Source organism: Shewanella sp. 10N.286.51.B7 (assembly GCF_002873615.1).
GTDB lineage: Bacteria > Pseudomonadota > Gammaproteobacteria > Enterobacterales > Shewanellaceae > Shewanella > Shewanella electrodiphila.
The window spans coordinates 23,575-39,654 of sequence record NZ_MCUF01000087.1 but is presented as its reverse complement, the minus strand read 5'-3'; the positions used below and the strand labels follow the sequence as shown (position 1 = coordinate 39,654).

11 protein-coding genes are annotated in these 16,080 nt (G+C 40.6%); 5 read left to right on the top strand and 6 right to left on the bottom strand.

What is annotated here, in order from left to right:
* Nucleotide 1: 1 nt before the first annotated feature.
* A complete protein-coding gene (gene slyD / locus BCU84_RS19300) occupies nucleotides 2-559 on the bottom strand; it encodes a peptidylprolyl isomerase (RefSeq protein WP_102529674.1) in 558 nt (185 codons plus the stop codon).
* Nucleotides 560-1,252: 693 nt separating this feature from the next.
* Between slyD and thrA the strand changes: the two genes are divergently transcribed.
* The 4 genes from thrA (at nucleotide 1,253) to BCU84_RS19280 (ending at nucleotide 6,715) form a co-directional block, all read left to right on the top strand.
* Nucleotides 1,253-3,721, top strand: a complete 2,469-nt coding sequence (gene thrA / locus BCU84_RS19295) for a bifunctional aspartate kinase/homoserine dehydrogenase I (protein ID WP_102529673.1) — start codon at nucleotides 1,253-1,255, stop codon at nucleotides 3,719-3,721.
* On the top strand, nucleotides 3,718-4,650 hold the full coding sequence (thrB, locus tag BCU84_RS19290; protein ID WP_102529672.1) for a homoserine kinase: 933 nt from the start codon (nucleotides 3,718-3,720) through the stop codon (nucleotides 4,648-4,650). Before thrA ends, thrB begins: the two co-directional genes overlap by 4 nt.
* A 29-nt stretch (nucleotides 4,651-4,679) precedes the next feature.
* Nucleotides 4,680-5,963: a threonine synthase gene (thrC, locus tag BCU84_RS19285; protein ID WP_102529671.1), complete on the top strand. Its 1,284-nt coding sequence runs from the start codon at nucleotides 4,680-4,682 to the stop codon at nucleotides 5,961-5,963.
* Nucleotides 5,964-6,172: 209 nt separating this feature from the next.
* Entirely contained in the window at nucleotides 6,173-6,715 is a 543-nt protein-coding gene (locus BCU84_RS19280) for a hemerythrin domain-containing protein (RefSeq protein WP_102529786.1), read from the top strand.
* Between the two features lie 86 nt (nucleotides 6,716-6,801).
* Here the strand turns inward: BCU84_RS19280 and BCU84_RS19275 are convergent, their stop codons facing one another.
* From BCU84_RS19275 to BCU84_RS19255, 5 genes are all read right to left on the bottom strand, one after another.
* On the bottom strand, nucleotides 6,802-6,987 hold the full coding sequence (locus BCU84_RS19275) for a DUF3545 family protein (protein WP_055025622.1): 186 nt from the start codon (nucleotides 6,985-6,987) through the stop codon (nucleotides 6,802-6,804).
* Between the two features lie 199 nt (nucleotides 6,988-7,186).
* Nucleotides 7,187-8,824 (bottom strand): glucose-6-phosphate isomerase, encoded by a 1,638-nt coding sequence (pgi, locus tag BCU84_RS19270; protein ID WP_102529670.1) that lies wholly within the window; start codon nucleotides 8,822-8,824, stop codon nucleotides 7,187-7,189.
* 25 nt (nucleotides 8,825-8,849) lie between these two features.
* Complete coding sequence (gene tal / locus BCU84_RS19265; RefSeq protein ID WP_102529669.1) at nucleotides 8,850-9,803, bottom strand: transaldolase; 954 nt, start codon at nucleotides 9,801-9,803, stop codon at nucleotides 8,850-8,852.
* Between the two features lie 305 nt (nucleotides 9,804-10,108).
* Entirely contained in the window at nucleotides 10,109-11,227 is a 1,119-nt protein-coding gene (locus BCU84_RS19260; protein ID WP_102529668.1) for an OmpA family protein, read from the bottom strand.
* Nucleotides 11,228-11,565: 338 nt separating this feature from the next.
* On the bottom strand, nucleotides 11,566-13,932 hold the full coding sequence (locus BCU84_RS19255; RefSeq protein WP_102529785.1) for a phosphoketolase family protein: 2,367 nt from the start codon (nucleotides 13,930-13,932) through the stop codon (nucleotides 11,566-11,568).
* A 551-nt stretch (nucleotides 13,933-14,483) separates the two neighbouring features.
* On the opposite strand from BCU84_RS19255, the gene BCU84_RS19250 reads away from it, so the two are divergent.
* Nucleotides 14,484-15,920 carry an alanine/glycine:cation symporter family protein gene (locus tag BCU84_RS19250; RefSeq protein WP_102529784.1) on the top strand — a complete coding sequence of 479 codons (1,437 nt, stop codon included), beginning with the start codon at nucleotides 14,484-14,486 and terminating at the stop codon, nucleotides 15,918-15,920.
* Nucleotides 15,921-16,080: the final 160 nt, after the last annotated feature.

Genomic DNA, 16,080 nt, shown 5'->3' with positions numbered 1-16,080 from the left:
ATTAGTGACAGCCGCAGCCGCCATTACCATCACAACCTGGCTTTTCTGTATCACATTGTTCATGTTCTTGAGCATGGTCGTGACCACAACCGCCTGCTGCATGAATGTGTCCGTGAGCGACTTCTTCAGCTGTTGCTTCGCGAATATCCATGACTTCAACGCTGAAGTTTAATGCTTGACCTGCTAATGGGTGGTTGCCATCAACCACGACAACACTATCTTTAACTTCAGTTACTTGAACTGGACGTTGGCCCATTTCAGTTTCAGCAATAAAACGCATACCTGGAACGATATCTTCAACATCACCAAACGCTTCTAAAGGTACTTCTTGCTTTAGCCCTTCATGGTATTCACCATAAGCTTGCTCAGTAGGAATGTTGGCGTCAAATTTATCACCAACCACTTTGCCTTCAAGTTCGACTTCTAAGCCTGGGATCAGGCCTTCAGTACCATGAAGATAAACCATTGGTTCTGCTTCAAATGAGCTTTCGATTAGCTGGCCATCTTGGTCTGTTAAACGGTAGTGAATAGTCACTGCTGAATGTTTTGTGATTTTCATAACGACTCCAATTCATAATGTGCGCGCATGATAATACTTTTTATAGTAGGGGGGAATGATCAGTATCAGCTTTTGCTTATTCAATCACATGTTTTGTAAATTCAGTTAGATGAATCAATTTCATCATCGTGAGTGAGCCTTTGATTATTGAAATTTATCATTTGTGACCTTGATGCTTTTTTAGCGTTGTAAGTGACTTATTAGATAGTTATTGAGTTTTATTTGATCAGTTGTCGCTGTAAGTGATTGTAATAGAGGTATTTTTAAGTTCCCGTCAATTAGCCTTACGTTAACGTAAAGTGTTACCTTGGGCGTTATAAGCTTGTTATTTTTGTATAAAATATAGGGTTTAGTTCATTTCGGTGCTAATTTAGATTGATGTGGAATATACATGCTCAAATAAAGCTATGTTGAGGGGTTGACAACAGGCAGGTAAAAAAGCAATTCTATTATTAATTCAAAACAAATACATAAAAATTAATCGAGTGTCATGATGAAAATCCAGTTCCACGTTGTAGCTACCATTATTACAACCACCACAATTAACATTGTGGGGGCGGGCTGAGTACACCCTAAAGATTTTTACAACAAGCCCGCTTCCCACAAAGAAGCGGGCTTTTTGTTTTCAGACTTAAAAATAATGATTTCAGGAATTAAATTTAACTTAGCGCTAGCGAGTCAAGGGAGTAGAAAATGAAAGTAATGAAATTTGGTGGGACTTCGTTAGCCAATTGGCAGCGTTTTTTGATGGCTGCGGATATCATAGAGCAATCTGCGCAGACAGAGTCAATTGCAACTGTGTTATCTGCTCCTGCGACTGTCACGAATGGATTGCTTGAGCTAGTTGATTTAGCTCAACGTGGTGAAGATTATTCAGCGGTATTGACGCATATTGAAACCGTGTTTAATGGTTTGTTTGAACAAGCTGCTGCTGAGTTAATTTCTCATGAACAAAAACATTTACTAGAAAATAAGTTAGCGAACCAGCTTGATGACTGGAATGACAAGCTAACAGGGATTAAGCTGCTTAATGAGTGTCCAGATCATGTGCAAGCGCAAGTGGTTGTTTCTGGTGAGCGTTTGTCTGCTGCGCTAATGGAACAAGTGATGTTGGCTAAGTCGTTAACCGCAGCACAATTTGATCCAACAAAGCTATTTTTAGCACACGGTAAAGCGTTAGAGTCAGTAGTCGATATCAGTGTCAGTAAGCCACGCTTTGCTGCGCTTCAGCTAGCTGATGCAAGAGTGTGGATCATGCCAGGGTTTACTGCAGCAAATGAACAGGGGAAAACGGTAACTTTAGGCCGCAATGGCTCTGACTATTCTGCTGCTGTGTTAGCTGCCTGTTTAGATGCATCAAGCTGTGAAATTTGGACCGATGTTGATGGCGTATACAATACAGATCCTCGTGTGGTGACGGACGCAAAACTACTTGAACAATTGAGTTATCAAGAAGCGATGGAGTTGTCATATTTTGGCGCTAAAGTACTTCACCCTAAGACTATCGCCCCCATTGCTCAATATCATATACCTTGTTATATCAAAAACAGTTTTAATCCTTCTGCACCAGGTACTTTGGTATCCAATGAGGTTGATAAAACCGGTTTACAAGTTAAGGCCATATCTAACCTTGATAACCAAACCATGTTTAACATTTCAGGCCCAGGCATGAAAGGCATGGTTGGTATGGCTAGCCGTACGCTTGAAGCCATCTCTCGAAGTGGTATTTCTGTCTCATTAATTACTCAAAGTTCATCTGAATACAGTATTAGCTTTTGTGTTAATACTGATGAAGCTGAAAAGGCTAAGCAAGCACTTGAACTTGAATTTGAATTAGAGATTCAATCTGAGTTATTAGAGCCAATTGAATTAAGACAAGACTTAGCTATTGTGTCATTAATTGGCGATGGCATGAAGACTCATAAGGGCGCTGCAGCGAAATTCTTCAGTGCACTGGCAAAGGCAAGCGTGAACATTGTTGCGATTGCACAGGGCTCTTCAGAGCGCTCAATTTCAACGGTAATTCAACAGCGAAAAACAAAACACGCCATTGCAGCTTGTCATCAAGCATTCTTTGATGTGCAGCAATACCTTGATGTGTTTTTAGTCGGTGCAGGTAATGTTGGCGCTGGTTTGTTAGAACAAATCAAACAACAAGCTGCGATGCTTAAAGAGCAACATATTACTATGCGTGTTTGTGGTATTGCCAACTCACGAAAAATGCTACTCAACAGTGATGGGGTTGATTTAGCTAATTGGCAGGCATTACTTGCAGATTGTGATACCCAATATGATTTAACTGAACTCTTTAATTGGGGCAAAGAGCAACAGTTGTTGAACCCTGTATTGGTTGACTGTACTTCAAGTGAACTGGTGTCAGACAGATATGTCGATGCTATGAATGCTGGTTTTCATGTGGTAACCCCTAACAAGAAAGCCAATACGCGTGATTATCAATATTACCAACAGCTTCGTACTACAGCACTATTACAGCGTCGCCAGTTTTTATATGAAACCACCGTAGGAGCAGGGCTCCCAGTTATCGATAATCTGAAAAAGCTCTTATATGCCGGTGATAAACTGCAACGTTTTAACGGTATTTTATCGGGTTCACTCTCTTACATCTTTGGTATGTTAGATGAAGGGATGAGTCTATCTGCTGCAACCTCAATAGCCCGCGAGAAATGCTTTACTGAGCCGGATCCTCGTGAAGATTTAAGCGGTATGGATGTCGCACGTAAAGTGCTGATCTTAGCTCGTGAAGTTGGCATGGAGTTAGAGCTTGAAGACATTAACGTAGAGTCCGTTTTACCTAGCTCATTCGATGATTCAGGTGATATTGACACCTTTATGAGCAACCTACCGAAATTGGACGCTGAAGTGAGCGCCCGTGTAGAAACGGCCAAAGCTGAAGGTAAGGTACTGCGTTATGTTGGTCAGATTGAGTCAGGAAAATGCTATGTCCGTATTGCAGAAGTCGATGCGACAGATCCCCTATACAGCGTCAAAGGTGGCGAGAATGCATTGGCATTTTACAGTCGTTATTATCAACCTATTCCATTTGTACTAAGAGGTTATGGCGCAGGAACAGATGTTACTGCTGCAGGTGCTTTTGCTGACGTGCTTAGAACACTCAACTGGACGCGTGAGGTGGGCTTATGAGCATAACGGTTTATGCGCCAGCCTCTATGGGTAATGTAGGGGTAGGTTATGACTTACTCGGCGCAGCACTCGCGCCAATTGATGGCAGCTTATTGGGTGACAGAGTGATGATTGAGGCTGCAGATTCTGGTGTTCATTATTCGCAAACAGGGCCATGGGCACATAAGTTACCTGAAGACGGTAAGCAAAATATTGTTTATCAATGTGCTGAATTTTTCCTAGAAAAGCTAAATAGCACTCAAGGTGTTGCTATTGGCTTAGAAAAAAACTTACCGGTTGGCAGTGGCTTAGGTTCGAGCGCAAGCTCAGTTGTCGCTGCGCTTTACGCACTCAACGAACATTTTGAACAACCATTTGATGAACAAGCTTTATTACTTCTAATGGGTGAGTTCGAGGGAATGATTTCTGGTAGTGTGCATTTTGATAATGTCGCGCCATGTTACTTGGGCGGTATGCAGTTAATGTTAAATACCCCTAAGCAAGTGTGCGCAACTATCCCAAGTTTTAAGCAGTGGTATTGGGTTGTCGCTTATCCTGGTATTTCATTATCTACCGCTAAAATGCGTGAACTATTACCAAGTCAATATGACAAATCAGTAGCAATTGATTTTGCACGTCATTTAAGTGCATTTGTGCATGCGAGCTATCAGCAAGATGCTGATTTGGCCATTGCAGTGCTTAAAGATGTCATGGCTGAACCTTATCGAGCAGAAGCTATTCCGGGTTACACAGATGCGCGTAGTGAGCTTGAAAAATTAGGCATGTTAACGACTGGCATCTCGGGTAGTGGCCCGACGTTATTCTCTGTGACTGACTCTCTTGAAACAGCCCAAGCTGCTCAAGTGTGGCTTGAGCAACATTATTTATCTGAGGCTGGTGGTTTTGCCCATGTCTGTAAACTGGATGAGTCTGGAACTCGTCGGGTTTAATACTGAATTATTTTATAAAGGCGTTCAAAATGGAATTATATAATTTAAAGCATCCTTCACAAGTCGTGAATTTCAGTGAAGCAGTACAGTTAGGACTAGGTAAAGAGAGAGGGTTATTTTTTCCTAAGTCTATTCCTGTGCTTGAAAATATGGACGAGTTATTGGCTCTCCCTTTTGCTGCACGAAGTAAGCGTATCCTAGGTGCTTGGCTTGCAAGTGAATTGGGGCAAGAAAGTGTAGATAAATTAGTTGAGCATGCGTTTACCTTTGATGCACCTCTAGTCAAAGCTGACGACAATCGTGCTTGTCTTGAGTTATTTCACGGCCCTACGTTAGCTTTTAAAGATTTCGGTGCCCGTTTTATGGCTCAGTGCGTTAATTTACTCGCAGGCGATAATAAGTTAACTATATTAACGGCAACTTCTGGCGATACTGGCGCTGCAGTTGCTGATGCTTTTTACGGTTTAGATGCCGTTCAAGTTGTTGTGATGTATCCCAAGGGTAAAATTAGTGAACTGCAAGAAAAGATGTTCACGACGTTAGGTAAGAATATCCACACTGTCGCTGTGACTTCTGATTTCGATGATTGCCAGACGTTAGTTAAACAAGCTTTTGATGATAGTGACATTCGTGATGGCTTGCATTTGAATTCTGCCAACTCTATTAATATCAGTCGCTTATTAGCGCAAATTTGTTATTACTTCGAAGCTGTTGCGCAAGCTAAACGTCATAGTGATGATGAAGTTGTTATATCAGTACCCAGTGGTAACTTTGGCAACTTAACCGCAGGTCTATTTGCAAAGGCAATGGGGTTACCGGTTAAGCGCTTTATTGCTGCCACTAACTCTAATGACACAGTACCGCGCTATTTAGCCGCAGGCGATTGGGCGCCAAATTCGACTGTAGCCACGATGTCAAACGCGATGGATGTTTCAGAACCATCAAACTGGCCACGTGTTGAGGCCATTTGTAAAGCAATGAATTGGCCCTTATCTTCAATCACAGGTTTAGCATTAACAGAAGCACAAACCTCTGCCGCGTTAGCTGAGTTATATCAATTAGGTTATCAATCAGAACCGCACGCAGCGATTGCAGCCCAAGCCTTATCAAGTGAACTTAAAGCTGGGGAAACCGGAATATTTTTAGGCACCGCACACCCTGCTAAATTTAAAGATGTGGTCGATGTGCAATTAAATATCAATCTTCCTTTACCCCCAGAGCTCGAAGCTGTGGTTGATAAACCCATTTTATCCGCACAAATAGCGGCTGATTTTGAGCAACTTAAAACGCACTTATTTAAAACCTTAACTTAAAAAGGCTAAATTTGTGTGTAACTAAAAAAGCACCTTTGGGTGCTTTTTTATTTTTAATATTTCTTTTTCTTTGTTTTAAATGGCTTTTTTGAAAAATTTCTATTTTATGATCTTCGTCATAACATCATCAATACCACTAGTGTAGATTGAATATATTCAATGTTTGCTTAATCTTTATACATGAGGGAATGGTGATAATGGATAAGATGATACTGAAAAGGCTTATGAATGATCATAAGCATATTGCTATCTTACTTGATGTATTAGCGAAGAAAAATATCAAACTTTCTGAAGGAGAAGCGGTTAATTTTGCGCTTATCAGAGATGTTGTCGAATATATGCAAGTTTATGCTGAGCATAGTCATCATCCTTTAGAAGACATTACGTATGATTACTTTGTAAAAAAGTTTTCTAGTCCATGTAATACACAATTACACGAAGAGCATAGGCACCTCGCTGAGTATTCTGGCGCGTTAATGTATAGTTTGAATTTAATCTTATCAGACGTAGTCATTTCAAGAGAAAAACTGGTGACTGACCTGCAGGCTTATGTAGAAATTCAACAAAAGCATATGCAGTATGAAGAAACAGAGTTATTTCCTTTGTTCGCTAAACAACTGAAAGAAGAAGACTGGCTAAAGATTAAGTCACAATGCGATAAACAATTGGTCGAAGATCCGTTATTCAGTGATAATGACGAGACGATATTTGATGAGCTTAGAGAGCATATCTTTCATGCTGACAAAAGTTAATTTAACAATTCTGATACAAAAAGAGCGCCTAAGGCGCTCTTTTTTTACTTCTATAACTGAATAAATATGCAGTTGGCTGTTTATGCCTAAAGTGGCATAGTTTCAAAGTCAAAATCAAAACTTGTATCAATGTCTTGAAGTTCTTTTAGTAGACGCTGTTTGTCCTTTAACGCTTCTATCTCCCGCCATTTACGTTTTTTGTTCGAGCTTTTTGAGCGAGTTGGTCTTTCAACAACTTGGTCTAGCGCACCACCATAGTCTAATCGATCCATGGTAAACCTCCCTTGTTATTATGATGTCTCTATGCAAATAAGTATCATATTTCTTCGCTATAGTGCAATAGTTATGTTTCATTATTGTTAAGGGGGTCTGACGGTTTAATGAAGCTGGACTGGATAAAATAGTGACATCTGCTACGGAGTTGCATGAACCACATACAAAAAAGCCAGCTTGCGCTGGCTTTTTTAGTGTTTATATCTGACCTTGTCGATATAAATTAATTAATGCATTACTGGAAGAATCTAGCTCGGAAGCGTCATTTTCAGCGCCAATCCGATCAAGTACATCATTGCCTAGCAACTTACCGAGCTCTACACCCCATTGGTCAAATGAGTTTATTTGCCATATAGCGCCCTGTACGAAGGTTCTGTGCTCATAAAGTGCGATGAGTGAACCTAAGGTGGTTGGAGTCAATTTATCCATTAATAAGGTGTTACTTGGCTTATTGCCCGTCATCACTTTATGTTTAGAGATAAGTGCTTTTTCATTATCAGGTAAATGCTTACCTGATAACTCAGCCAATGCTTCATCAAATGTGCGTCCTTGCATTAATGCTTGAGTTTGCCCAAAACAATTAGAAGCAAGCTGGTTGTGATGCTCGCCTAATGGATTGTGACTTTGCAAAGGCATAATGAAATCAGCTGGAATTAATGCTGTACCTTGATGCAATAATTGGTGATAAGCATGTTGACCATTGGTTCCTTCACCGCCCCAAATTACGGGACCTGTGCTGAAGTCAACTTCAGTGCCATCTAACATGACTGATTTACCGTTACTTTCCATATCAAGTTGCTGGAAGTAAGCTGGTAAGCCACGCAAATAGTGATCGTAAGTGAGTACAACATGAGATTGAGCATGATGAAAGTTACCATATAGCACAGACAGCATGCCCATGATCACTGGCATGTTTTGCTCAAATGGTGCGTTGGCAAAGTGGTTATCCATCTGGTGGGCACCATCAAGCAGTTGCTTAAAGTTATCCATACCTACTAGTAGTGCGATCGGTAATCCGATTGCAGACCATAATGAATAGCGACCGCCAACCCAATCCCACATAGGGAAAATGTTACTCGCGTCAATACCAAAGTCAGTTGCTTTAACGACATTTGAAGTGACTGCAACAAAATGCTTGGCTACATCTGCTTGAGAGCCACCATTTGCAAGGAACCAGTCTTTGGCACTCAGAGTGTTGGTTAGCGTCTCTTGTGTGCCAAACGACTTAGAAGACATAACGAACAAAGTTGTTTCGGCATCTAAAAGTTTAAGCTTTTCACATATAGAGCTTGCATCAACATTGGCGACAAAATGACAATTTAGGCCCTTAACCCAATATGGGCGAAGTGCTTGAGAGACAATTTTGGGCCCTAAAAAAGAACCACCAATACCAATACTGACGATATCAGTAATGGCTTTTCCGGTATGTCCTTTCCAGTGACCTTGTTGAACGGATTCAACAAATTGTGTCATTTTGGCTAAGGTCTGTTGCACTTCAGGAACAATATTACAGCCTTCAGCTATAATTACTTGCTCAGGCTTGCTGCGAAGTGCGGTATGCAATACCGCGCGTCCTTCAGTATTATTAATAATATCGCCGTTAAACATTGCTGCAATTTTATCACTTAAGTTTACTTCTTCAGCTAACTTAAACAGCAAGTTAAGGGTTTCATCATTAACGCGGTTTTTAGAGTAATCTAATAGTAAACCGCAGTCTTTAACACTAAGTTGCTCAAACCTTGAAGGGTTTTGAGCAAACAGGTCGCGCATATGTGGTAATGCTGCTGCATTTTGAGATAACTGCTGCCAGGTATTACTCTGAGTTAAATGTGTCATGCAAATCACTCCATTGAATTTGGATTTAGCCAAGTTTCTCGTTTAACATGACCTCTAGTTTTCCTTGGTCAATAGCAAAGTTACGTATACCTTCAGCAAGTTTATCCACTGCCATAGGGTCTTGGTTATATTCCCAGCGGAACTCAGCTTCAGTCAGCGGTGTTGGCGAAGCTTCAACTGAAGTTGCAGTTGTTAGCTTTTGAGTAATCGCTACGTCGCTGTTAGCTAATTCTTCTAGTAATGCAGGGCCAATCGTTAAACGATCGCAACCTGCAAGCTCAATGATCTCGCCGATATTACGGAAGCTTGCGCCCATAACAACAGTGTTATAACCATGACGTTTGTAGTAGTTGTAGATTTCAGTTACTGATACAACACCAGGGTCTGTTTCTGCAGTGTAATCAAGACCTGTGTCTTTTTTGTACCAATCTAAGATACGACCTACAAACGGTGAAATAAGGTAAACACCGGCTTCAGCACAAGCTCGAGCTTGAGCAAAGCTAAATAATAATGTCAGGTTACAGTTGATGCCTTCTTGCTCAAGCTGCTTTGCGGCGCAAATGCCTTCCCAGGTTGAAGCAAGCTTAATCAGAATGCGAGATTTATCGATACCCGCTTCTTTATAAAGCTGGATAAGTTTATGTGCTTTTTCAATTGAGCCCGCTTTATCAAATGAAAGACGTGCATCAACTTCTGTTGAGATACGACCAGGAACAATTTTTAAAATTTCTACGCCGATATTGACCGCTAATTTATCGCCTGCATCTTCTACTTGTTGTGCAACATCATTTGACTGAGCTTTAGCCCAAGCAATTGCATCATCAATGAGCGGTGCGTATTCAGGAATTTGTGCAGCTTTTAAAATCAGAGAAGGGTTGGTGGTTGCATCTTCAGGTTGGTAACGTTTAATTGCTTCGATGTCGCCAGTGTCTGCAACGATGGTTGTCAGTGCTTTAAGTTGAGCTAACGTGTTCGCCATGGAAATTTCCCTCTCAAGTAACAAAGTTATTTTGTTCAATGCGGATATTAGATGCGATTTTACTGTATTTTCCAATACAATTTGTAAAAAAATTACATAAAAAATGCCATTCAGAGCGATTTAAAAGTAAAATATGTCATTTAATACCTGAATTTATTGGTAGTAAAGCCAATTTACTAATGTGTAAAGCCAATTTAACTTAGTAAATATAAAGAGTTACCATTTTTTATTTGTATGATGAAAGTTTTAAAATAAAAAAGTCGCTGTAAGCAGCGACTTTTTAATCTAGTACCACAGTTCTGTGATTATTTTAGTACAGGGCGTTTCTCTGCACCACTAACAACAGCGTCAATACGACGGTTTTGCTTATTAGCTTCTGCAGATGTTCCTTCCATTAATGGATTATCTTCACCAAAACCAACAGCTTTTAAACGGCTTGCATCAATGCCATATTTATTAACTAGTGCATCAACAACAGCTTGAGCACGTTGTTCTGATAAGTTCATATTGTAATCAGCATTACCTACAAGTGATGCATGACCTTCAATTACAGCTGTAGTATGTGGATTTTCTTTTAAGTATTTCGCGCCTTTCTCAAGACGATCGTATGATTCAGGTTTCAATACTGCAGAATCATTGTCGAAATATACACCTTCCATGCGTGAAGAAATTGGTGCATCTTCATAGATAGTACATCCTTGCGCATCGACCTTATGAGTTGACGGCGTATCAGGACACATGTCTTTGTCATCAGTAACACCATCATTATCAGAATCGATTGGTGCAGCAACAACTGCTGCTACAGCAACTGGTGCGACAACAGCTGCTGGCTTTTCAGTGCCAAAGCGGTAGCTAAGCTCAAGTCCCCAGTAGTTACTTTCCATATCTAAGGTATTGTACTTGTCGTCATCAAGGTTTTCATAACGACGGTATTTCGCTTGTAACTTTAAGTTTTCAGTAAAGTTATAACCAACACCGACACCCACGTATGGAGCAATACCACTGTCACTGTAGTACTCTGTGTTGTAGTTCTTTTTATTTGAAATTAGGTAGTTCATTGCACCAGCTTCTGCTGATAAACTCCACTTTTCTGCAATTGGCATAAACGCCGCTAAACCTAATGTCATGCCTCTAGCGCCGACATCATTACGTTTATTACTATAATCAGTCCATTCAGCTCGGCCTAGGTCACGGTAGCCAAGCTCAACACCAAAGTAATCATTGAATAAATAACCACCGAAAACATCCCATGCATATGGGTCATCTTCGCCACAAATTTTCATTGTTTTAAGGTCACAGTTAGGCTCGTAGTTATTGATACCTAAACCACCACCAACGTACCACGGCGTTAACTCTTGCTCTGCAACAGCTGCAAAAGGTAACAGTGAGGTGAGTAATACTACTTTTAATGTGTTCTTCATCATGTATAAGTCCATTGTTATGTTACTTCACCAAAACACATGTAAATGAGTTGTTTATGACATGTGCCGCCGACGCTTATGTGGTGTTCCTATTATGTTTTTGTCAGCAGCGTAATTATCGTCGTAAATTCAATGGTTTTCCATAGTAAAAAAGCATAATGTTGTAATTTGTAGTGAATTATATTGCTTGCTTGTTGTGATTGTTGTGCTATGTCAGAATCGTATTCTTTCATTTTTTACTGATATTTTTATTGATTCACATAAATTTGAGGTCTTTAAAAGCAATCACAAAAAAAGCGCCCTTAGGCGCTTTCGTGAGTTGTTTAAATAGAAATGGGTAGTTAACGGGTCCAAACCCAGTTTTCAATTTCTTTAGGGTCAACACCGTTAGCTTTGATGTAGTTACGGTGTTCAACTAATCGCTGCAGCATGTCTGTGGTGATAGCCACGTGCTGTGTTTCATCTATTACACCTTGTTGGAACAGCTTATAGGCCATATCAATCACTAAATGGTAGCGAGATGTGCCATTACGAACGCCCATATCAAATGGCGTTGTCGTTGAACCTTCTTCTTCATAACCTTTAATTCTGAAACGGCGGCTACCTTTATAATCAAAGACCAATTTCTTAATTGTATTTGGGTAACCATGGTAGTTAAATACTACGCCTTTATCTTCAGTAAAGATTTCGTCCATCATCCAAGGTTTATTTTGGAATGCTCTACTGCCTAAGCCATTACTATTTAATTCGGTAACGCTAACAAAGCGGATCCGCACTCTTGGTAATAGTTCTCGGATGAGTACCAGTGATGCCATACATTCTTGGGTGACGTAATCACCACAACCAGCAAGCACGACATCCGGGTTTTCATCTGAAGCGAAATCCCAAACCATTACACCATCTTCAGTTTGTTTACGTGACTCATCAAGTGACAACCATTGAGGTAAGTCTTTTTTACCTGCGACTAAAATATTCAATTTATCGCGGTCTTCATAAGCACGTTCTGTATAGGTAAGTGTAGTATTACCATCTGCAGGTAAATAAGCAGAGATAATGTCAGGGTGCTTTTCTAACATTGCCCCTAAGAAAGAAGGGTTTTGATGAGAGTAGCCATTGTGATCTTGACGCTCTAGTAATGAAGACAGTACCACATTACAAGAAGGTACAGGTTTACGGAAATGAACCCCTTGGCTTGCGTATACATATTTACAGTATTGGTCTGCCATTGATGAAACGACTTGTGAGAAAGCTTCATAGGTCGGGAACATTGCATGACGACCTGTGACAGTGTAACCATGCATCATCCCAAAGAGTAAGTTCTCTGAGAGTAGCTCAATCACACGACCGTCGCGAGCCATGTCTTGATCCCAGCTCTTGATTGGCCATTGCCAAGCACGATCTGTTTCTTCGAAGACCGCTTGCAACTGGTTAGAGTATGTTTCATCTGGGCTAAAGATACGTAGGTTACGTTGGTCGCGATTTAATTTGAATGCATCACGCATCCATTCACCCATTTTATACATTGAAACACCGCGAGAACCACGAGGCGTCTCAGGGCCATAGCTGAGCTTTTTAAGATCTGGTTGCGCAAGCGCGCGTACAATTTCGCCGCCGTAGCTCAAATGCTGACGGCCACAACAAAGATGTTTAGGTGGGATCAGAGATTGAATGTCTTTATCAAAGGTAATTTCACCTTCAGCGTTGATGTCACACAACTCGTCAAATTTGTAGCTGTCTAACCACTCGTTTAACGCGGTTAAATGACTAGGGTCAGTTGCACATTTATTAACGATAACTTGATGTGACTCGCAGTTGCCTTCAAGTTTTTTGCCGCCATGTTCAGCGGTACCCGTCCAACCTTTGGCTGTACGCATTAAAATCACTGGCCAGCGGGGTTTACATACATCTTCACCATTTCTAGCACGAGTTTGAATGTCATTGATCATCTCGTAAGAAAGGTCCATGGCTTTGGCCATTTGTTCAAATACGTCTTCTTCAAGTTCATCATCAACAATAATAGGATGGTAACCTAAACCACGAAATTCTAAATCCAGTTCTTCATGATCCATGCGACCCATGCGAGTCGGACCAGAGATCTTATAACCATTAATATGGACAATAGGTAGTACAGCACCATTGGTAGCGGGATCGACTAAACGGTTTGCATACCAAGATGCAGCAAGAGGGCCTGTTTCTGATTCGCCATCACCGACGAGACAAGCAGCAATTAAATTAGGGTTATCAAGCACAGCGCCCCAAGCAACTGACAACGAGTAACCTAATTCACCACCTTCAAGTATTTGACCTGGTGCTTCCGGGTTTGCATGAGAAGGGTAGCCGTAAGCGGCAGAGAACTTTTTACAAATGTCTTCGATCCCAGCTTCATTATATGGAATTGTTTCTGGGTAAAAGTGGCTTAATGAACCTTCCACAAACAAGTTTGCCTGAACTGCTGGAAAACCGTGACCTGGACCGACAAGATAAATGAAATCTCTTTGATGTTTTACAATAAGTCGATTGACGTTGGCATAGACAAAGTTGATACCTGGGCATGTGCCCCAATGGCCAAGTAGTCGTGGTTTGATGTCTTCGTGTTTCAAATCTCTTTTAAATAATACATTTTGTTTTAGGTAGATTTGAGAAGTAGCGAGGAAATTTGTAGCTCGAACAAATTTCTTTAGCGACGTGATTTCATTTGCATGCGTCATATTGACCTCAATGTGTAAAGTAAAATTCATTTAACCTTTAATGAGAACACTGTATTCCTTAAATCGTTGCAATAATGTGGTCTTTGTCTAAGTTTTTATTAAATGTTTTTATTAAAAAAATGGGCGCAGGTTGATTTAGTGTTAATTCTTTTAAGCTTCAGGACCTAAGAATGTTATTTGTGATGAGGGGAAAGGTGAGTAATTAGATAAATGTGATAAAGATCACCTGACGGTTCAGATCATCTATGCTAGTTTTTTGCTCCGAAAAAATCGGAGATAATGAATTGAGAAAGTTTGCTAGGCATTCGTGCTTAAAAAAAGTAAAGTTAACTCGATCAAATCCTAAATAATAAATAACTAATATTTTCGCTCACTGAAACTCAATCTAGGCAGCTAGCCTGAAAAGGGCTGTTGACATAGACCTTGAGTGTTTTTATTAAAATAATACGATAATTTTATTTTGTCTGAAGCTATAAGCCATTGGGGTAATTAACTACAGGCTGACTTCCTGCAAAATAAAGTTATTCCAAGGAATAAATAAAGCAATGGCAATGTTAGAAACGATTGTGAATTTCATGAACGATTTACTCTGGGGTAAATTGTTAGTTTACGGGCTAGTTGGTGCAGGTTTATTTTTCACTGTGCGTCTTGGCTTTATCCAAATTGCGCATTTTACACACGGCCTCAAGATCCTCGCGATCAGCCGTCGTCCAGGCCGTCATGGTCTATCTTCTTTCCAGGTCTTTTGTACCAGTATGGCTGCCCGTGTCGGTGCCGGTAACATGGCAGGTGTTGCTGTAGCGATTGGTATGGCAGGCCCTGGTGCAGTGTTCTGGATGTGGGCAATTGCCATATTGGGTATGGCAACCGCGATGATCGAATCCACTTTAGCGCAAGTTTATAAAGTGAAAGATTCAGACGGACAATACCGTGGCGGTCCTTCTTACTACATGGAGAAGGGCCTAGGTCAACGTTGGATGGGGATTTTGTTCTCAATCTTGTTGATTATCTGTTTTGGTCTTGTCTTCAATGCGGTTCAAGCGAATACAATTACTGGCGCAATGACTGCGGTATTTGGCTTTGAACCTGTCTATGTAGGTATTGCCATTGCGTTATTTAGTGGCGTCGTGATTATGGGCGGCCTTAAGAAGGTTGCTAAAGTTTCTGAAGTTATCGTGCCAATTATGGCTGTAGCTTACATTGCTATCGCATTGGTTGTTGTATTAATGAACATTGAGCAGTTACCAGCTGTCTTTACATTAGTGATTAAGAGCGCATTTGGCTGGCAAGAAGCAGCTGGTGGCGCAGTTGCCTACAGTATTGCTCAAGCGATGCAAGCGGGTATTGCACGTGGTCTGTTCTCAAACGAAGCGGGTATGGGTAGTGCAGCAAATATTGCAGCGAGTGCTTCACCAAACCCAAATCACCCAGCATCGCAAGGTTATATGCAAATGATGGGTGTTTTCTTTGACACTATCGTCATTTGTACTGCAACTGCGGCGATTATTTTATTGTCTGGCGATGCTGCTGGTAGTGGCGATGGTATTGAGATGACAATTAATGCGTTATCTTCTCATGTTGGTGATTGGGGCGGTGCATTCATTGCTTTTGCTATTTTACTATTCTGTTTCACTTCTATTATTGCTAACTACTCTTACGCTGAAACTAACGTAATGTTCCTTTCAGGTAATAAAAAAGGTGCTTTACCGTTATTCCGTTTAGCAGTTTTAGGTATGGTAATGTTTGGTGCTATTGCGAAAATTAATATCGTATGGAACCTAGCTGATGTATCTATGGGCTTAATGGCATTAGTTAACATGATTGCATTGTTACTATTATCAGGACTTGCTGTGCGAGTGATTAATGATTACCGCCAACAGGTTAAAGCGGGTGAAGAGCCGGTGTTTGATACAGACAAGTTCCCTGAACTTGCTGATCAACTTGAAGATGGTATCTGGAAAAATAAGCCAGTTGAATCTGATAAGTAACTAATATTTTCTGAAGAGGGTGCTTAATTTCTGAGTATTCAGTTAACTAAAGTAAAACTCTATTAGAACAATCTAAAAAACCATGCATATATTGCATGGTTTTTTTTATTGAGCCCAGTATCATAGAGAGCATTAAAGTTAAATACTGTATGGCTTAATA